This is a genomic window from Candidatus Mycoplasma mahonii, assembly GCF_030550815.1.
GTDB classification, from domain to species: domain Bacteria; phylum Bacillota_I; class Bacilli_A; order Mycoplasmatales; family Metamycoplasmataceae; genus Mycoplasma_O; species Mycoplasma_O mahonii.
The window spans coordinates 390,648-410,079 of the sequence record NZ_CP114583.1 but is presented as its reverse complement, the minus strand read 5'-3'; the positions used below and the strand labels follow the sequence as shown (position 1 = coordinate 410,079).

The 19,432-nt window shown below is 30.7% G+C and carries 21 protein-coding genes; 4 read left to right on the top strand and 17 right to left on the bottom strand.

The features are described from left to right. Positions 1–7: 7 nt before the first annotated feature. The 3 genes from lepA to O3I44_RS02010 all read right to left on the bottom strand — a co-directional run bounded on the left by lepA (position 8) and on the right by O3I44_RS02010 (position 3,865). Positions 8–1,801 carry a translation elongation factor 4 gene (lepA, locus tag O3I44_RS02020; RefSeq protein ID WP_303716618.1) on the bottom strand — a complete coding sequence of 598 codons (1,794 nt, stop codon included), beginning with the start codon at positions 1,799–1,801 and terminating at the stop codon, positions 8–10. A 35-nt stretch (positions 1,802–1,836) separates the two neighbouring features. Continuing rightward, on the bottom strand, positions 1,837–2,313 hold the full coding sequence (locus O3I44_RS02015) for a hypothetical protein (RefSeq protein ID WP_303716616.1): 477 nt from the start codon (positions 2,311–2,313) through the stop codon (positions 1,837–1,839). A gap of 829 nt (positions 2,314–3,142) precedes the next feature. Then, positions 3,143–3,865, bottom strand: a complete 723-nt coding sequence (locus O3I44_RS02010; protein WP_303716615.1) for a phosphotransferase — start codon at positions 3,863–3,865, stop codon at positions 3,143–3,145. Between the two features lie 112 nt (positions 3,866–3,977). On the opposite strand from O3I44_RS02010, the gene O3I44_RS02005 reads away from it, so the two are divergent. Both O3I44_RS02005 and O3I44_RS02000 read left to right on the top strand, forming a co-directional pair. Beyond that, positions 3,978–4,550 (top strand): hypothetical protein, encoded by a 573-nt coding sequence (locus tag O3I44_RS02005; RefSeq protein WP_303716614.1) that lies wholly within the window; start codon positions 3,978–3,980, stop codon positions 4,548–4,550. Positions 4,551–4,627: 77 nt separating this feature from the next. Then, positions 4,628–4,837 carry a hypothetical protein gene (locus O3I44_RS02000; protein ID WP_303716612.1) on the top strand — a complete coding sequence of 70 codons (210 nt, stop codon included), beginning with the start codon at positions 4,628–4,630 and terminating at the stop codon, positions 4,835–4,837. 357 nt (positions 4,838–5,194) lie between these two features. Here O3I44_RS02000 and atpC read toward each other — a convergent pair whose 3' ends face one another. The 9 genes from atpC to O3I44_RS01955 are packed head-to-tail and all read right to left on the bottom strand — an operon-like array spanning position 5,195 to position 12,193. Beyond that, a complete protein-coding gene (gene atpC / locus O3I44_RS01995) occupies positions 5,195–5,602 on the bottom strand; it encodes an ATP synthase F1 subunit epsilon (RefSeq protein WP_303716611.1) in 408 nt (135 codons plus the stop codon). A gap of 2 nt (positions 5,603–5,604) precedes the next feature. Then, on the bottom strand, positions 5,605–7,032 hold the full coding sequence (gene atpD / locus O3I44_RS01990) for a F0F1 ATP synthase subunit beta (protein WP_303716609.1): 1,428 nt from the start codon (positions 7,030–7,032) through the stop codon (positions 5,605–5,607). A gap of 9 nt (positions 7,033–7,041) precedes the next feature. Beyond that, a complete protein-coding gene (atpG, locus tag O3I44_RS01985) occupies positions 7,042–7,890 on the bottom strand; it encodes an ATP synthase F1 subunit gamma (RefSeq protein WP_303716607.1) in 849 nt (282 codons plus the stop codon). Next, the gene (atpA, locus tag O3I44_RS01980) at positions 7,890–9,596 is read right to left on the bottom strand and encodes a F0F1 ATP synthase subunit alpha (protein ID WP_303716606.1); all 1,707 of its coding nucleotides are present in this window, start codon (positions 9,594–9,596) and stop codon (positions 7,890–7,892) included. Before atpA ends, atpG begins: the two co-directional genes overlap by 1 nt. After that, positions 9,597–10,136 carry an ATP synthase F1 subunit delta gene (gene atpH, locus O3I44_RS01975; protein ID WP_303716604.1) on the bottom strand — a complete coding sequence of 180 codons (540 nt, stop codon included), beginning with the start codon at positions 10,134–10,136 and terminating at the stop codon, positions 9,597–9,599. Beyond that, positions 10,136–10,684: a F0F1 ATP synthase subunit B gene (gene atpF / locus O3I44_RS01970; RefSeq protein WP_303716602.1), complete on the bottom strand. Its 549-nt coding sequence runs from the start codon at positions 10,682–10,684 to the stop codon at positions 10,136–10,138. Before atpF ends, atpH begins: the two co-directional genes overlap by 1 nt. Positions 10,685–10,686: 2 nt before the next feature. After that, positions 10,687–10,968: an ATP synthase subunit C-like protein gene (locus tag O3I44_RS01965; RefSeq protein WP_373317530.1), complete on the bottom strand. Its 282-nt coding sequence runs from the start codon at positions 10,966–10,968 to the stop codon at positions 10,687–10,689. Between the two features lie 25 nt (positions 10,969–10,993). Beyond that, positions 10,994–11,770, bottom strand: coding sequence for a F0F1 ATP synthase subunit A (locus O3I44_RS01960; protein WP_303717514.1), 777 nt, complete (start codon positions 11,768–11,770; stop codon positions 10,994–10,996). A gap of 3 nt (positions 11,771–11,773) precedes the next feature. Then, a complete protein-coding gene (locus O3I44_RS01955) occupies positions 11,774–12,193 on the bottom strand; it encodes a hypothetical protein (RefSeq protein WP_303717513.1) in 420 nt (139 codons plus the stop codon). 219 nt (positions 12,194–12,412) lie between these two features. On the opposite strand from O3I44_RS01955, the gene glyA reads away from it, so the two are divergent. Continuing rightward, positions 12,413–13,633, top strand: coding sequence for a serine hydroxymethyltransferase (glyA, locus tag O3I44_RS01950; protein WP_303717512.1), 1,221 nt, complete (start codon positions 12,413–12,415; stop codon positions 13,631–13,633). An 85-nt stretch (positions 13,634–13,718) separates the two neighbouring features. Next, positions 13,719–13,874 carry a hypothetical protein gene (locus tag O3I44_RS01945; protein WP_303717511.1) on the top strand — a complete coding sequence of 52 codons (156 nt, stop codon included), beginning with the start codon at positions 13,719–13,721 and terminating at the stop codon, positions 13,872–13,874. A gap of 61 nt (positions 13,875–13,935) precedes the next feature. Here O3I44_RS01945 and O3I44_RS01940 read toward each other — a convergent pair whose 3' ends face one another. The 5 genes from O3I44_RS01940 to O3I44_RS01920 all read right to left on the bottom strand — a co-directional run bounded on the left by O3I44_RS01940 (position 13,936) and on the right by O3I44_RS01920 (position 19,429). Continuing rightward, positions 13,936–14,343 (bottom strand): hypothetical protein, encoded by a 408-nt coding sequence (locus O3I44_RS01940; RefSeq protein ID WP_303717510.1) that lies wholly within the window; start codon positions 14,341–14,343, stop codon positions 13,936–13,938. Beyond that, a complete protein-coding gene (locus O3I44_RS01935) occupies positions 14,333–14,794 on the bottom strand; it encodes a DUF4231 domain-containing protein (protein ID WP_303717509.1) in 462 nt (153 codons plus the stop codon). The genes O3I44_RS01940 and O3I44_RS01935 overlap by 11 nt, the downstream gene beginning before the upstream one ends. Next, positions 14,787–15,299 carry a hypothetical protein gene (locus O3I44_RS01930; RefSeq protein WP_303717508.1) on the bottom strand — a complete coding sequence of 171 codons (513 nt, stop codon included), beginning with the start codon at positions 15,297–15,299 and terminating at the stop codon, positions 14,787–14,789. The genes O3I44_RS01935 and O3I44_RS01930 overlap by 8 nt, the downstream gene beginning before the upstream one ends. Position 15,300: 1 nt before the next feature. Then, entirely contained in the window at positions 15,301–17,427 is a 2,127-nt protein-coding gene (locus tag O3I44_RS01925) for a helix-hairpin-helix domain-containing protein (protein WP_303717507.1), read from the bottom strand. Between the two features lie 85 nt (positions 17,428–17,512). Beyond that, positions 17,513–19,429, bottom strand: coding sequence for an MFS transporter (locus O3I44_RS01920; RefSeq protein ID WP_303717506.1), 1,917 nt, complete (start codon positions 19,427–19,429; stop codon positions 17,513–17,515). Positions 19,430–19,432: the final 3 nt, after the last annotated feature.

The following is a 19,432-nucleotide window of genomic DNA, read 5'->3' as shown; positions in this document are numbered from 1 at the left end:
GAAAAAACTACTTTTCATTAGTAGCTTTAAGAACTTTTATAAAAGCATCTTGTGGAACTTCCACAGATCCAAAGGCCTTTGCCTTCATTTTCCCTTTCTTCTGTTTTTTAAGAAGTTTTTGTCTCCTTGTGACATCACCACCGTAAAGTTTTGCAGTAACATCCTTTCGATAAGCTTTAATATTTTCTCGAGCAATAACTTTCCCGCCAATAACTGCTTGAACTGGTATTTCAAAGTTATGACGAGGAATAATATCTTTAATTCTTTTAGCAATTTCTCTGCCTCTTGAATCTGCTTGATCACGATGAACAACAAATGAAAATGCATCAATTTTTTCACCATTAAGCAAAATGTCTACTTTTGACAATTTCGTTTCTTTATGACCAATATAAATATAATCAAAAGATGCATATCCTTTTGATATTGATTTTAACGAGTCAAAAAAATCAAAAACAATTTCCACTAATGGCAGTTCATAAATTAATTTACGCCTTACATCGTCCATATAAACAAGGTCGATATAAATTCCCCGTTTGTTTTGACATAATTCCATGATGGTTCCAACATATTCATTTGGAACTAATATTTCTGCTTTAATAAATGGTTCCTCGATGGTTTCAATATAGTTAGGATTTGGAAATGCAGCAGGGTTAGAAAGAATTTCTGTTTTACCATTAGTTAAATGAACTTTAAATTCAACCGATGGCGAAGTAGCGATAATTGAAACATCAAATTCACGATTGATTCTTTCCTGAATAACCTCTAGATGTAATAAACCTAGAAACCCAACTCTAAATCCATGACCAAGAGCTTTGGAGGTTTCTTGCTCATATACAATAGATGAATCTGATAATGATATTTTTTCTAATGCTTCTTTTAATTGAGGATAATCCCGTCCATCGATAGGGTAAAAACCAGTAAAAACTACGGGATTCATTTTTTTATAACCTTGTAAGGATTCAGAAGTAGGATTATTAACAAGTGTGATAGTATCACCTATCGCAATATCTTTTGCATCTCTAATAGATGCTGATATTCATCCCACTTCACCTGCAGTTAATTGATCCTTTTTAATTTCATCAGGACTTTTAATACCTAGCTCAACAACATCAAAGCTCTTATTAGAGGACATAAATTTAAAGTTATCTCTCAGTTTGATTGTGCCATTAAAAATTCTCACAAGAAGAACAACGCCACGGTAAACATCAAAATATGAATCAAACACCAAAGCTTTCAGAGGTTTGTTATCATCAGCATTCTTTGGTGGAGGAACATCTCTCACAATTCTTTCTAAAAGTAAATCAATATTCTTTCCTGTTTTTGCTGATATTTCAATTGCATCATCAGCTGGTATACCAATTACTTCTTCTATTTCACGTTTCACTCTTTCAACATCAGCTGATGGTAAATCAATTTTATTAATAATTGGAATGATCTCTAGATTATTATCCATAGCTAGATAGACATTTGCTAAAGTTTGCGCTTCGATCCCTTGTGTAGCATCAACCAGTAATAGCGCACCTTCGCATGCTGCCAAAGATCTTGAAACCTCATAAGTAAAATCAACGTGTCCTGGCGTATCAATTAAGTGAAATAAATATTCTTTATATTTTATTTGCACAGCATTAAGCTTAATTGTTATTCCTCTTTCTTGCTCGATATCCATTGAATCAAGATATTGAGAAATTAATTCTCTTTTTTCCACAGTATTAGTCATTTCTAAAATACGATCAGCAAGTGTTGATTTCCCATGATCAATATGAGCAATTATTGCAAAATTACGTATGTTAGATTTTTTCATATTTGTATTTTACATTAAAAAACACATTATGTGTTTTATCTGAAGTAAGCAATTACAAATGCAAGGGCTATAATTACAAGAAGAAAAATAATTGATATGAAGAACGCAGTAATTCTATGTTTGCATTTTGAATCATTTTTACAAACTAGTTGATCGTTGTTTTCTTTTGTTTCTAATTTAGATGATGATTTTGATACAGTAGAACGATTTTTAACTATCAATCGTTTTTTTGTTGAAACATTATCAGCCTTCATTATTGGTTTTTTTATTACTGATTTTTTTGTTGCTAGTTTTTTAGAAGTAGATGCTTTTGGTTTCTTTTGCTTGGGTGCAACGCTACTCATAAATCACTTGCCATCTATCATAATTCCTAGATGAGTTGTAAGATTATGAGAGCTAGCTTTCATGATTGCTTCTTTTTTTGTTTTGAACGATATTGATACTTTACCTGCTTTTGATGAAGACACTGTTCATCTTCCGTCTTTGCGTTTTTGTATATATTTTGTTGACATGAATAAATTTTAGCATGAATTATAGAATTATTTTCTTTTTATTTCTTCATTAAAAAATGAACTAACTGAAATTAGTTCATAAACTCACAAAATAGCTAAGATATTATCTACTTCTTAGTCACTTCTCCTCTTTCAAGTTTGGTGATATCACTTTTTGCGATTTTTCTCTTCCTATGAGCTAAAAATGATTTTTTTCTCCTATTTGGCATAATGTATTCCTTCCTATTGATAAAAATAGTATAGCACAATATATTTAAAAGTTTCAATATACTTACTCAAAATCACCCCTTAAAATTCTTTTTACACTTCCTTGAAAGCTAAAGACATATGTTAATATGTAAACATGAATTTTAATAAAGTAAATAAAGATGGTAGATAAATCAAGAATGAAAAACTATAATGTCCCTTCACTTAAATAGCGATTTATTAAGGCCTTTTATCCATGATCAAAATATGATATTCCTTTCTCTTGACGTATATAAAAGAACCAATTATATTTTAAATAAAAATTCATAACCATGATTGTTTAATTATAAATCAAATGCAAAAACAACAAGTCCAAATAAAGTCAATAGAAAAATGTGTAAAAATAAAACAGAATATTTACATTTAAATAAACTTTCATTTTATGATGATCCATCTTTTCATATTGTTGGTTATTATAAAGATCTTATATACATTCATCTTTATTTATTTCCTGATATTGAAAATGCAACTACACACTATAATAAACATAAGGAGCAACTTGAATTTCAAATAAATTTCATTTTTTAATAAATAACGATAATTAAGACAACAAAAAATAATTAGAATAATCAAAAAATACTATTTATTGTTTTTTTAATTTATCAATATACGTATCCAATGGAAATGGCATTTCTTCTTGAGCATACGCTCAGCAAATAATTAATCATAAAACAAATTTTCGATATTTTTGGATAAGTACTTTGTTGTAACTATCTTTATTTTCCACTCCATCATAGGCATCTAATAAAATTTGAATTTGATAGTCATCTAAACTCTCTGATTCAATATAATAAGCCAATTCAAAATGTTTATCACCCATAGTGGCATATTCTCAATCAATAATTCATATTTTACCAGTATTATCTTTAATGATGTTACCTGATCAAATATCATTATGAACAGGATTAATACGTTTCATTTTGCTAATAAGTTTAATCATCGGCTTATAATTATTCTCAATTTCATTAATTATGATTCCTTTATCATGAATTACTTTAAGATATTCATCAACACGATGTTTTAAGTTGTTTTTGGGCAGTTTAATACTTGAAAGGTGAACCATTCTCATTTCTTGCGCCAAAGCAACTAAATCATTATCGCTAGGGTTGGTAAGCAAAATACCTTTGATAAATTCAGACTTAATAATTTTTTCATTATTTTCTAATACTTTTGGAACAAAATCAAAAGTATCTAAAACTTTGTAATCCAACTGATGATTAAATCCGTTGTAAGTTTTTTCAATCACCATTTCGTTATTTTCCATATATTTTATTTTGTTAGTAAAACCAGTGTTAATAATTTTCATACTCTTATTATACATATGTATAATGTATTTATTAGCTAAAATAATCATCGAGTTACTTATGAGAGATAAATAAGAATTTAGGTGAAGTTAAACATGGAAAGTATCTCAGCAAATGACCACAAGAGAAATAGTTTTATATGGAATGTATACATCTTTATTTTTGTTTATGGGTTTAACCCCTTTTATTGGCTTTATTCCAATTGGGCCTTTTCATATTTCCATTATGTTAATTCCAGTTATAGTAATGACAATCCATTTACAAGCAAAAGGCGCTATTATAGCTGGTATTTTATTTGGGATGGTAGCATTTTTGCATGGTATTATTTATGGTAGTATATTAATTGCTCTTGTTGGCGGCATATGACAATGGATTGTAGTTTCATGGTTTTCAAGAATAATTATGGGATTCATCTTAGCAATTATTATTAATTTATTAAAAAAGATAGAAGATAAAATATATTTAAAAGCTATTATAATAGCTATATCAGCTTTGCTATGAAATTTTATCTTGTTTTTGGGGTTTTATATTCCTTTTTCAGGGAAGGAGTTTTGAATTGTTATTGGGTCGGGTGCAATTAATTGATTGATTGAAACACCCATTCACATTTTGGCTGCAATTGCCTTTGTGCCAGTTTTTAAAATGTTGAATAAAAAAATGAATAAGAAGTTGAAATGAAAATATTAGTTGTAGCAACAGGATTGGTTGCAGTTATCAAATAAAAAGTTGTATAATTATTATATTGAGGAAAAAAAGGAGCAAAAATGTTTTTATTTACATCAATTGCGCTAATTGCGCTCATTATAACTGTAATATGTTTTTTGATAGGAAAAGGAAATAGAGAAAATAAAAAAATAGATTTAGAGGAGAAAAAATTTGAAATAGAAAAAAAGAAAATAGAAAAAAAGAAAATAGAAAAAAAGAAAATAGAAAAAAAGAAAATAGAAAAAAAGAAAAATGAAAGAAATTTATAAAGACATATTAGAGTTGAAAACTTGAATAAGAAGCAAAGGAGCTATTGCCGAGGGTAAAGGACAATTTGGTAAAATACATAGTGAAAAACAAATATTAGATTTGATTTATGAATTCTCATTAAAGACAATAAAAATTAAGTTCATACTCATTGTACATTTAACTAACAAAATGAGCAGACTCACATGCATCCACTAAGGTAATACATTGAATGAATTTACCACTTGGCATACAGATAATTAGGTCACCACAACACTATTGGCTTTAGATAAATTATTGTTCTACCACTTGAATAATAAAAATAACCTAAATGATTAGTCATTTAGGTTATTAAATACTTCTATAATTTAGTGCAAAGATTATGATTTTTTAACTGAAATTCTATTAATAGCTTTCTTGAGAGCAATTCTTTGTTTAAGTTCTTCAGAAGCCTCCAGTTTAGTTTTAAGTGCAAGTTCTGCATTTTTTTTAGCTTGTTCAGCTCTATATAATTCAATATTTTCTTTATATTCAATTGAATCCGTAATAATTTGTACATCACTTGGAGTAACATAAACAAGCCCTCCATCAATCGCACATTCTTCTATTTTAGATCCCCATTCACTTCTAATTGTTAATTCTGAAATTTCTAATGAAGCAATAAATGGTGATTTACCATGCTGTAATCCAATATTACCTTCAGAAGTTTTAACAGTAACAATAGCAATGTCCTTATCATAGAAAATGCCATTAGGAGTCATTATTTTTAAATGAGTTTTATTTTGCATAATTAAGCTTGAACTTCCTCTTGAGCATCTTTAGTTTCAGCCTTTTTCGCTTTGGCAACTGCTTCTTCAATGGTTCCGACATATTGGAAGGCTGACTCAGGTAGTGAATCATGCTTACCATCAAGTATTTCTTTGAAACTTCTAACTGTATCAGCAGTTTTAACAAATTTGCCAGGAAACCCAGAGAATTTTTCAGCCACAAAAAATGGTTGCGATAGAAAGTTTCTAATTCTCCGAGCACGCTTGACTGTTAATGCATCTGCCGGAGAAAGCTCATCCATCCCTAAAATAGCAATAATATCTTGTAACTCTTTAAATCTTTGTAAGATCATTTGAACTTCATAAGCTATTTTATAATGCTCTTCTCCAACAATTAATGGATCAAGCATTCTTGAGGCTGATGTTAGGGGATCAACTGCCGGATATATTCCAAGGGCAGCGATGTTACGATCAAGCACAGTTTTAGCATCAAGATGATTAAATGTTGTAGCAGGTGCTGGATCAGTTAAATCATCAGCAGGAACATAAACAGCTTGAACAGATGTAATTGACCCTTTTTTAGTGGATGTAATTCTTTCCTGTAGTTGGCCCATCTCGGTTGCAAGTGTAGGTTGGTAACCAACAGCTGAAGGCATACGACCTAACAAGGCAGATACTTCAGAACCAGCTTGAGTAAATCTAAAGATATTATCAATAAATAGAAGTACATCTTGTCCAAAGTTATCACGGAAATATTCAGCCATCGTTAGTCCTGAAAGAGCTACTCTCATACGGGCACCAGGAGGCTCGTTCATTTGTCCAAAGACAAGTGCTGTCTTACTTAAAACTCCAGTGGCTTTCATATCGAAAAATAAATCATTACCTTCACGTGTTCTTTCTCCGACTCCAGCAAAAACTGATAATCCACCATGTTCTTTAGCAACATTATGAATCAACTCTTGTACAAGCACAGTTTTACCAACTCCAGCTCCACCAAATAAACCAATTTTACCACCCTTAGCATAAGGAGTTAGTAAGTCAACAACTTTTATTCCAGTTTCTAAAATTTCTACTGTTGGTTGTTGCTCTTCAAATGTTGGTGAAGCACGATGAATTGGCATTCTTAATGCTTTAGGAGCTGGTTTTTCATCAATTGGATCTCCCAAGACGTTAAACATTCTTCCTAATACTTCTTTCCCAACCGGTACTGAAATAGGAGCACCAGTGTCGATAACTTCCATTCCTCGGACCAAACCATTTGTGGAACCCATTGCAATTGCTCTGATGGTGTCATCACCAATATGTTGTGCAACTTCAATAATAAATCGGTCAGTGCCAAAATTAATTTCTAAAGCGTTGAGCAAGTTAGGTAATTTAACATCAGAAAACCTGACATCAACAACCGGACCTAAAACTTGGACAACTTTCCCTGTATTTTTTTTATTTGCCATATTTTCTCCTTATTCCAAATCTGCCCCAGCAACAATTTCAGAAATTTCTTGAGTGATTGCCGCTTGACGCGCTCTATTATATTCAAGTTCTAAATGTTCAATAATATCTTGAGCATTATCTGTTGCCTTTTCCATTGCTATTCTTCGTGATGACATTTCTGACACTTTTGATTCAACCATTGATCCAAAAATCATTGCCGATATATATAAAGGAATCACATTAAGCAAAACCTTCTCAGGAGATGGTTCAAATTCTGTAACAATTAATGATTTATTCGTTTGGCTTTTTTTGCTTGCCATCTCATCTGTGGGTAATAGTTGAGTGATAGTTGCTTCTTGTGTAAGAGAATTAATAAATGTAGTGTGAACAATTTTGATGCAATCAATACTACGAGTCAAAAATAATGCAATTGCTTCACGTCCAACTTCAGAGGCAAAGATATAATTTGGGTCATCTCCAGCAGAAGGAAGTTGAATAATCATTTTTCGACCAATTGACGTGAAATGAGATACACCCTTAGTACCAATCACAATCATTTTATCATTATGTTTCATATCAGATGCTGCTAATTTGTAAATATTAGAATTATATGATCCACATAAACCAATATCTGAAGTGATTAAGATATAAAGTGTTGAGTATTCTGCTTTTTCAGGTAATAAGGTTTTGACATCTTTCACATTTTCTAATAATTCTTGAAATGTATTATAGACAGATGAATAATATTCTTGAATTGATTTTAAATTACCTTGTGCTTTTTGTAATTTAGCTGTTGCAACAAGTTGCATAGCTTTAGTGATTTTTTTTGTTGTGATAATAGAACCTAATCTTGATTTAATTTCTTGTAATGATGCCATTATTTAGCCTTGGATGTGGTTTTCTTGGCCACTGATTTTTTTGATACAGATTTTTTAGCTTTTTTTTGCACAACTTTTTTCTTTGTAATTATTTTTTTAGTAGTTTTTGAAACACCCGCCTTTGCTTTTGCTAGAATTGGAGCATCAATCTTAGGTAATATATCATTTTCTTTTGCTGAATAATTCACAATAGTTTTAAGGAATCTCTTAACAAATTCAGCAATTATATATATAAATCTAGATAATAAAATATCATCAAATGCTTTGGAATGAATTAATAATTTCTTCAGTTCAAAAGCTTTTTTATCACTCTTAAAGAATTTGACTAATTCATTTTTGAACCTAGCTATTTCGAGAACCGGAATAGGGTTGACCAATCTTTCCTTAACTGATAATAAAATAATGGTTTGATCAATTTGAGTCAATGGCTTATATTGATCTTGTTTCATAATCTCTAAAACTTTTTTTCCGTGAGACAAAATTTTTCTTGTTGATTCATCTAAATCAGAACCAAATTGCAAAAAGGCTGCCATTTCATTATATTGAGCAAGTTCTAATTTCAACGATGAAGAAACTTGTTTCATAGCTTTTATTTGAGCTGTTGATCCAACGCGAGACACTGAGTAACCAGGATCAACTGCAGGTCTTTGTCCAGCATTAAATAAGTGAGTCATTGTAAAAATTTGTCCATCAGTGATTGAAATAACATTTGTAGGAATATAAGCTGAAATATCACCTGCTTGTGTTTCAATAATTGGCAAGGCAGTAATAGAACCTCCACCATTATCTTCATTTACTCTGGCAGCTCTTTCTAATAATTGCGAGTGTAAGTAAAAGATATCTCCCGGATAGGCTTCACGTCCAGGTGGTCTTCTTAAAAGTAATGAAAGTGTTCTATAGGCGACAGCATGCTTTGATAAATCATCATAGATGATTAAAACATCTTTACCATGTTCCATTCATTCTTCAGCAATCGTAACACCCGCAAAAGGTGCAAGATATTGTAATGGTGCCATATCTGATGCTGAAGCAACAACAATTGTTGTATATTCCATTGCACCATAAATGTTTAATTTTTCCACAATCTGAGCCACAGAGGAATTTTTCTGACCAATGGCCACATAAACAACATTAACATCATTACCTTTTTGATTAATGATTGTATCAAGAGCAATAGCTGTTTTACCAGTTTGTCTATCACCAATGATTAATTCACGCTGTCCACGACCGATTGGAACCATTGAATCTATTGAAACAAGTCCCGTTGCCATTGGTTGGTCAACTTCTTTACGAGTCATAACTCCAGGAGCAACTCTAAAGGCGGGTCTTGTTTTAACTGTCTTTGGTTTGGCTTTGGCATCAAGTGGCATTCCCAACGCATCAACAACACGTCCAAGCATAGCATCTCCAACGGGTATTGAAATAATTTTTCCGGTTCTCTTAACAAGATCGCCTTCTTTAATATTAAATCCCCGTCCCAGAAGAACAGCACCAATGGCATCTTCTTCAAGATTAAGTGCTAAGGCAAAAACTTTTCCTGGAAACTCAAGTAATTCACCTAACATGGCATTATCAAGACCAGATACAAGAGCGATACCATCACCAATAGTGATAACTTCACCAACTTCATCAGTTCTTATTTTTTTACCATAATTCTTAATTTGAGATCTAAGAATAGCTGATATTTCATTTGCTTTAACTGCCATTTAATTCTCCTTCCTTTTTAATAATTCATACTTAATTGCTTCAAGGCGTGACATCACTGTATCTTCAATAATTTCATCACCAACAATGATTTTTAGTCCTGAAACTAATTCAGCATCTAATTTATTGCTCAACACAACTTGATATCCTAGAGTTTTAAAAGTTCTTGTTTGAATATCTTCTAATTCTTTCTTTGTTAATTCATTAACTGAATAAACAATACCTTCTTTAATATTTAAAATGTTATTACTTAGCTTGATAAATTTTTTAAGAATACCAATTATCAAATAAAATTTAGAACGCTCTACAAGAATGGATAATAAATTTATAAAATTATTGTTTGTTTTTTTGAAGGTTGTTTTTACAATTTTAATTCTTTCTTCTAATTCAATTGACTTGGAATCAAGCAAATGAATAATTTCTTCATTATCTTCAATAGCTTCAATTGTGTCTATTGAAAATTGTTTATAATGTTTTAATTTCTTTTCTTCTTGAGCAAGAGATAGTAATGCCAAAGCATATCCATTTATATATTCTGACATTATTTAGCCTTAATGAAGTCACTAATAATTTTTCTATTCGTCTTATTATCAACTTCTTTTTCAATGACTTTTGAAGCGGCAGTAAGTGCTACATTGATAATTGCTTCTTTGGATTCTTCATCAAATTTTTCTTGTTGATGCTTAATATCTATTTTTGCATCTTTTACAAGTTTAACAACTTCCTCCTTGGCGATCTCTAATTTTTCTGCTCTAACAATCTCGGCCTTCACTTTAGCATTTGATATAATTTCAGTTGCTTCAATTTGGGCTCTCATTAATTCATTATCAGCTAATTCTCTATCTGTTATGGCTTGAGAGTTCATCATCTCAGCCTCTTTTATATTATTTTGAATATAGTTTTGTCTATTTTGAAAACTTTTTTTAACGGGTTTATATACCATTTTAGTTAAAATAGTTAACAAAATAATCAATGATAATATTGTTGCCAACATAGTAGGCCACGTTGGAAATAATGCATCAAATTTATCTTTAAGTTCTACTGATAAATTAGAAGCATTGTGGGCAACAAAATTTGTTACTATTGTCATTTTTACTTAAATACAAATAAGAGAAGAATTGAAACAATAAGTGAATATATGGCTGCTGATTCAGCAATTCCCAAACCTAAGATGAACATTCCTCTAATTTTAGATGCAGCCTCTGGGTTTCTACCTACAGCTTCGGCCGCTCTACCAGCTGCCACACCTTGACCGGCCCCAACTCCGGAAGCTCCAACCATTGCTAGTCCAGCTCCAACTGCTATTAGTCCACGTCCAATACTTACTGTAACTACTTTATCTAATACATCAGCTGCTATTGCTGTATCTGCCATAATTTCCTCTTTCTGACTTTATAGTCTACGCTCTTGCGATTTTATTTTTTCTTTTAATTTCTTTTCTGTATGCCTTAGCCTTTTTGGCTTTAGTTTTTTTAACCTTATCTTTAATTTCAGGTTCTTCTGCTTCTAGTGTTCAATAAATCATTGTCAATAATGAGAACACGAATGCTTGTACTAATCCATCGAATATATCAAAATATCCATGAAGTAATGGAACAATTATGGGCCCTAAAATATTAAATTCTCCAATCACAGGGACATGTCCTCATGCTCATGATGAAAAATAATAAAAAAGGTACAAAACTGTTGATCCGGCGATCATGTTACCAAACAAACGGAATGATAACGAAATAAGCGGCGAAAACTGAGATAGTATTTCAATCGGATTAAGATACTTTTTAAAAAAATGCATTTTTTGATATAAAAGTCCTACAACATAAATGCCAATTCAAGAAATCAAACCAATTATCAGCGTTACTGAATAAGAAGTTGTTGGAGGGTTTATGCCAATCAAACCAGTTAAATTTGATACCAACAAAAAAGTAATTAGCGTGAAGATATATGGACCTGGTTTAGCAAGTTTTTCTTCTGTGATCTCCTTATATAGATTGTCAATTCCCATGACATATTGTTCAGCCAAAAGCATAAATCCTTCTGGCGCTTTATTTGATTGTTGTTTTTTAGTTTTAGTATATATAACTATTGATAAAACAACCAATATAATTGTCACAAAAACTAACGAAAATATTTGTGGTTGTAATTTAGTGTTCATAAAATTATCTGTAAAATTTTTCATTTATTATTTTCCTTTCGTAAATATAGGCATGCTAGCAGCAAAAGTACTGATTGCAATAATTCCGACTCCAGAAAGGTATGTAAATAAGTTAATGGGACTAAACATAATATTTAAGTCTCGACCACTTCATAAATTAATACCATGAGCCCTTTTATTAATTAGTATAATCCCAATAAATAATATGGCTTGAAATAAAAATGTAATGATTACTCTAAAGAGGGTCAATCACATGCCCTTTGCTTTTGACTTATTTCTTAAAATAATTGTCAAAACAATCATACCTACTAGGTAACCAATGATAGAAGCTGGTGCTCCCACCATCCAACCTAGTATTCAAGAACTATCTTTGGTTCATAATGATCCAAAAATAACCATTCCTAATAAAAGCATAGCGAATGATATTATTAGTATATTTTTTTCCATAGAATTCTTGTGCACTGGTATCCTTTGGGTAGAAGTATTTTTTTAAAAAAAAGACCGGAGGTCGGGGCAATTGATCTTCTTAAAAATCTTAATTTTTTACCCATTTACATTGTATTCCAATTTTTAAAAAAATGGATACAATTTATTAAAAATTTATTAGCATTATTAAAAAACTATCTAAAAATAACAAAATGTTCTTTTTAAAAAAGTATAATTTGAATGAAAAGAGGTGCCATGATTCAACTGAATGACAAGAAAATAATGGACAGTATTAACAAAGAAAAACAAAGACAAAGCGAGCATATAGAACTAATAGCATCTGAAAACTTTGTATCGGAAGATATTCTAAAAGCAGTTGGATCTATTTTAACAAATAAATATTCTGAAGGTTATCCAGGAAAAAGATATTATGATGGTTGTGAATTTGTTGATCAAATTGAACAAGTGGCTATTGATCGAGCAAAAAAATTATTTCATGTGGAATTTGTTAATGTCCAAGCACATTCTGGATCATCAGCTAATGCTGCTGCTATTGCAGCTATGATTGAACCAGGTGAAAAAATTCTTGGAGCATCATTGGATGCTGGTGGCCATTTAACTCATGGTTATCACATTAATTTTTCTGGAAAATTTTATGAAGCGGTAAGTTATGGAGTGGATGATAATGGATTTTTGAATTATGATGATATTCTTGCTATAGCTAAAAAAGAAAAACCACAATTAATCATCTGCGGTTATTCGGCTTATTCTCGAAAAATTGATTTTAAAAAATTTAGGGAAATAGCTGATATAGTCGGGGCTAAGCTAATGGCTGATATTGCTCACATAGCCGGAATTATTGCTGTTGGTGAACATGAATCACCCGTTAAATATGCAGATATTATAACTTCCACAACCCATAAAACACTTCGGGGCGCAAGAGGCGGAATAATTATGACAAATAACCAGGAAGTAGCTAAACAAGTAAATCGTTGAATATTTCCAGGATATCAAGGTGGACCATTGATGCATGTTGTTGCCGGAAAAGCGATCACGTTTTTTGAGGCACTTAAACCTGAATTCAAAATCTATATAAAACAGTTATTAGAAAATGCTAAAGCATTTGCTGATGAATTTGTTAAATTAGGAGTTCCAGTTGTCTCTGGTGGTACTGATAACCACATGTTTACTATTAATGTTTGGAAACATATGAGGATAACCGGAAAAGAAGCTTCAGACATCATGCAAAAAAATAATATTACAGTTAATAAAAACACTGTTCCTAATGACACAAAATCACCGATGGTAACATCAGGCGTTAGACTAGGAACAGCAGCTATGACAACAAAAGGATTCAATGAAAAAGACTTTAGGGAACTTGCAAGACTGATGGTGATGGCAATCAAGGATAATAAAGATATAAAAAAAGATGTAACAAAATTATTACAACAATATTTTTAGAAATTAATGCTTTGTCACTCTTGCCGAATCTTCTAATGACAAAATACAAAATTCTTGCTTTTTTAAGCATACTTCATTAAATGACGTGGCCAATGATGATCTTATTGATCAGATCGCAGCAAAGACAATAGCAATTAATGCTCATTTTGTGATTCGATGAGACATAAACACTATTGCAGTGATTGAAAATCCTAATGCTAGATTCAAAATAATTGACCTCAAGAAAAAATTAATCCCATAAACTCGTAATTTAAGTGTTATTTTCTTCATTTTACCTCTTCTAATTAAATATTATCACCTTATTAGTGATTATCTGATATTTTATGGATTTCTTCAATGAATAATTGTTGTCTCTCAGCTTCATTAATTTTGTATTTACCAATTGATGCTTTATAAGCCTTTAATTCTAATTTTATATTTTTATACTGCTCCTTGGCTGTAATCCCATTTTTTCTAAATAGCATGAATGCTGACATTGATGTTAATAAACCAATTAAAGTTGATCCGATAGCAATTACAACATAATAAATTTTAGTACTATCAAAAACATTCTTTTTTATAGCGAATAAATTGATAATAATCATTAACGACACAAATGCAATCAAAAGTACGTTTAAAAAAATGAATACTAAACGTGATTTTAAGTATTTTGTATATACTTTCATATAGATTTTGTTAATTGATATTTCTAAGTTATTTCTATTTTTCATTTTCACTTTCCTTTGCTAAATTAATGTCTATAAAAGAACACACGTTGTGGAATAAATTGAATTCTTTATCACGTTTACTTTTATATTCTTTTAATCCTAAGACAAAAAATGCTATCTGCGTTTCAATGTAATGTACTTGTCTTGTATATTTATTCAACATTTCCTTCACATAAAAGAAATTAGTCACTGATACAATAAAAGCAGTAATGGCAGAAATGGATGTCGTGGTGTAGAAAAACCATTCTGGAGTAGTTTTGGTTCAGATTCTGGAAAATATAATTGTTGTTAATGAAACTACAAAAAATGAAGAAATCATAGCAATAATATTAAATGCATAATAAACATATTTTGAAATCATTTTTCTTTTTTTAGCCTTACGTAATTGTCTTTCAACAAATACATTCGGCTTAAAAATTAAAAATTTTGTATTAAGTTTTTTTTCTCTACCCATTATTACCCCCTGTCATAATTGTTAATAATGTTTTACCGAAGGCTACTTTCTTTTTGGACATAACAGCAGCCTTATAGATCTTATTAATTTTATCTTGAAATTCCGCTTCAGATATGGATATTTGCCCTTCCATATATTTAATTGTCAAATACTGAATATTTTCAGATGCACTTAAATAAATACTGCTTTTCATTGTTCCTTCATAAATTGCGATAGTGATTGTCAATACAAAAATCATAATTGATACTATGGATACACCAATAGTAGGAAGTACTTGTGATGTAAAATCAGCTATATCAGGATTAGCATTATATGCATTAATTACCTTAATTATACCAATAATAGCCATTGTTAAAACTGTGATATTTAAAACAAGAATTGCAACAGAAAATATTATCCAAGCAATTTTGGAGTTATATTTTTTTATTTTTAATTCTTTCAGTTTATCACTAGCTAATCTAATTGGATTTTTGAATTCATCATTAAAGGAGTTGTTTATTTTCATTCTAACTTACAAGTTTTGCTTGTATACGCCCCCTCTTAATTTCAATTTTGATTATTTCAATTATAACATTTTTACCAGTTTTTACAATATCAGAAGAATGAGAAATAAACTTATCGGACATTTTAGAAATATGAATGAAAGCCGCTTGTTTAATGCCAATATAGACAAACACACCAAAATCAGTGATGTTTTGAACCGTTCCTTCAAGTTGCATTCCTTCCTTTAAGTCCTCAATTTTTAAAACATCAGTTTTAAGCAATGGTCCATCTCTTTGTTCTCTAATATCTTTGCCAGGCTCTCTAATAGAATCAATAATTAATTTAATATCATATTCGTTGCTATCAAATGCCTCAGCAAGAGATTGAAGATTAATGTTAGTTAATAATGCTTTATCAATGTTTTCTAAATCAATATTTAGTTTATTAACAATTTGATCAGCTAGTTTATAAGATTCAGGATGAATTTGTGTTTTGTCATAAAACGTTTTAGAATTATGAATTCTCATAAAACCTATGGCTTGTTCAAAAGTCTTGGGACCAAGTCCCTTCACTTTTTTAATTTGTTTCCTATTTTTAAAAATACCATTTTCTTTTCTGTAAGAAATAATATTCTCAGCAACTTTGGGAGATATGCCAGCAATATATGAAAGAATTTCTGGCGTGGCACTATTGATATTGACACCAATAGTATTAACGACTTTATTAACTTTAAAGATTAATGAATTAGATAATTCCTTTTGGTTAACATCATGTTGATACTGCCCAACACCAATGGCTCTTGGATCTATTTTAACAAGTTCATTAAGTGGATCTTGGAATCTCCTACCAATATTAATTGCTGATCTTTGTTCAACTGATAAATCAGGAAATTCTTTGATGGCAATCTTAGAAGCTGAATAAACTGATGCTCCAACTTCTGAAACAATTGCAAAAGGAATAGAATCTTTACGATTCTTAACAACATTTGCCACAAAAGCTTCAGTTTCTCGAGAAGCTGTTCCATTGCCAATGACAATAATATCAACATGATATTGATCGATTAGCTTATTAATAATATTGGTTGATTCTTCAATTCTATTAAAAGGTGCAGTGGGTTTAATTAGATCAATTTTCAAGACATCACCATTACCAGCTAGAACAGCAACTTTGCATCCAGAGGCAAAAGCAGGATCAATGGATAAAATAACTTTTTCACCAATTGATGGTGCAAGTAACATTTCTTCTAAATTATTGGCAAAAAGTTTAATAGCTGAAATTTCTGCTTTATCAAATAGTTCACTTCTTATTTCTCGCTTAATGGATGGCATGATTAATCTTTTGGAAGCATCACTTAGTGATGTTTTGAAAATACTTTCTGTTTTAATGATTTTGACAAAATGTTTATTTAAATCAAACATAACTTTTGAATCATCAAATTCAAGGTCCACATTAATGATCTTTAATTTTTCTGCACGATCTATGGCCATAACTCTATGATTTGGTATTTTCACCAATAATTCCTTATGGTCATAATATTGGGCAAATCGTTCTTTTCCATCTTCAGCTTTCTTTTTCTTTTTAGAAACAATATTTCCAGTCTTGAAAATAAAATCTTTTGCGATCTTACGCGCCTTAATATCTTGTGACATTCATTGAGCAATAATTAACTGCACTTGTTCAATAGCAAAATCCACATCTTTGACTTCATCATTTAAATATTGTTTTGCTTCTAATAAAGGTGAAAAGTTTTCATTAACTGATTCTCAAATTAACTTGGCAAGAGGTTCCAATCCTAACTTGATTGCTTTGGTAGCTTTAGTGGCCTTACCTTCCTTGAATGGTTCATAGATAGCTTCTAATGCTGATTTGGTATTTGTTGTAGTGATGGAACTATGTATATCAGGAGTCAATAGTTCTTTTTCAGCAAGCAAAGCAATGATTGCTTCCTTTCGCTTATTAAGTTGGATGGTATATTGATAGGAAACATTAATAGCTTCAATTTGTTCCTCGTCAAGACCACCAGTATTAGCTTGACGATAACGGGCAATGAAGGGCACGGTGGAACCTTCATTTAAAAAATCTAAAACAACTTTAATTTGCTTTTCAGATATATGAAGTTGTCTACTTACTTGGAATATGGAATCAATCATGTGTCTATTATATAAAAAAATGTAATTTATCTTTCATCTTACATTTATGATAAAAAACTTTGCGACAAATAGTAAGCATTTTAGACTAATTTAGCTTGAATCTCATAATAACTGGATTATGATCTGAATCTGCATATAATGATGGGTGGGTGGGATTCATTGGATTGGAGTGCCACCCTTGTTGGATTGTTATAACTGGTTGATTTATATCATCAACTGTTATATTTGATGAGGTTAAAAATCCATCAATTGTCGCTTGTGTAGGTACATAATCATTTGGTTTAAATGGAGCATTAACTTTAACCCCATTTCTTGTTGCATATGCTCCTTGTCATCTTTGGCCAGCACATCTTATAGAGCTATTATTTATTGCCGGATCAGCATAGAAATTAATTTGCTTGTCAGTATTTTTTCTGCTAGCAATAAACTGTCTAAAAGCATTCGGGAACTTTGCAATATCAAATGCATCAAGACTTCTCAAACTATTGATTTTGTATTTATATCCAAAGATGTTTTCATTACTTAGAGACTGTGAATAATCTTCGCCACTTCCTTCATAGATATTTTTTGCTTTAGTATAATAATAGGCATCCATAATATCTGTATTTCAATCGCCCCCCATTACAAAATAATCACCTGCTTCTTCTCATTTTACTAATAAATTAATAATTTCAATATATTCTTTATTCCTTTTTTCTTTGTCATGTGAAAAGGCTGATAAATGCACATTAGCCATATGTAATGTTTTGCCATTGTTAGCTTCATAGTCAACAAGTCCTATAGCCCTTTTTAAATTAAAGATACCATCAAGACCTTTACCGGGTGAGTTTAATGAAACTCTTCTGGGTTTTTTTGGTCCATCTATTATTAGATCATCATTGTATGAAGCAAGTTTAGAATCAATATTATATGATGAAAACGATAATAATCCGGCGTCCACTTGACCATTAGGATCCTTAAAGGGTGCTGGTAGTAAACCGACCTTAAAATTATTAACAAATTGTAAATCATAATCAGGCATTAAGTCAGCAATAATTTTCGGTTGGTCTGTGTACATCGATCTAACAGACGGACGATCTACTTCTTGTATCATCCCAAAATCAATTTTAGGAATGGTCAAAATTTTTGAATTCACATTTATTTTATCACCATCACCATCATACAAAGGATGTTTATCGTCGATAGATGTTTCTAATTCGCCGCCGGTAACTGCCACTTTAATAAATTCCTTAATACCATCTAAGTGAGCATTAACTGTTGCAAGATCTTTTGCTTTACCCATGCTCCCTGCTTTGCCAGCATTATTTGTATCATAAAAATAATCAGCTTCTGAACCAGTTGAAGCATAGCCTATGTTTCAAGTCATAGCTGTTAATCATTGTTTTTGTATTTCTACTTTGTTGTAATTCTCATCTTTTTTATCCAATAAAATGTTTTTATTAGTATCACTGTCTTGAATAGTATAAGATGTAGTATCATTTTTAGACAATTGGGTGGCTCCACCTATAATAAGTAAAAATAGAAATCCCACAACAGGAATTAACAATAATGATAGTGCCCCTCAAACCATTGATGAAATGATAATTTTTTTATGAGAATTCAAAAATAAATAGCTGATAACTTGTAATGCCACTGCAAAAATGCAAATAATTGGTGAAACAAATGATACAACGGAAACTAAAATAACCAAATGATGAAAAGGTCTAAATTTTCTAGCGTTGCTAAGCAATAATCCAGCTTGAAATCCTGAAATAATTAATAATAGAAATCATGAAACAATTGCAAACCCTAAAAATGGAGTAAATAACCTAAAAGATATAACTAATGGAGCATTAATAAATGAAAATACAGAAATTAGCGTCAATAAAAATAAATTAGAGATAAAAATGCATTTATATCTTTTATCAATTATTTCTGGTTTTCTTTCTTCAGCAAGAATGTTAATAATTTTCTTGCCGTTAAAATTATTTGGATTCCTTCTTATTTTATGTCTAAGATACATTAA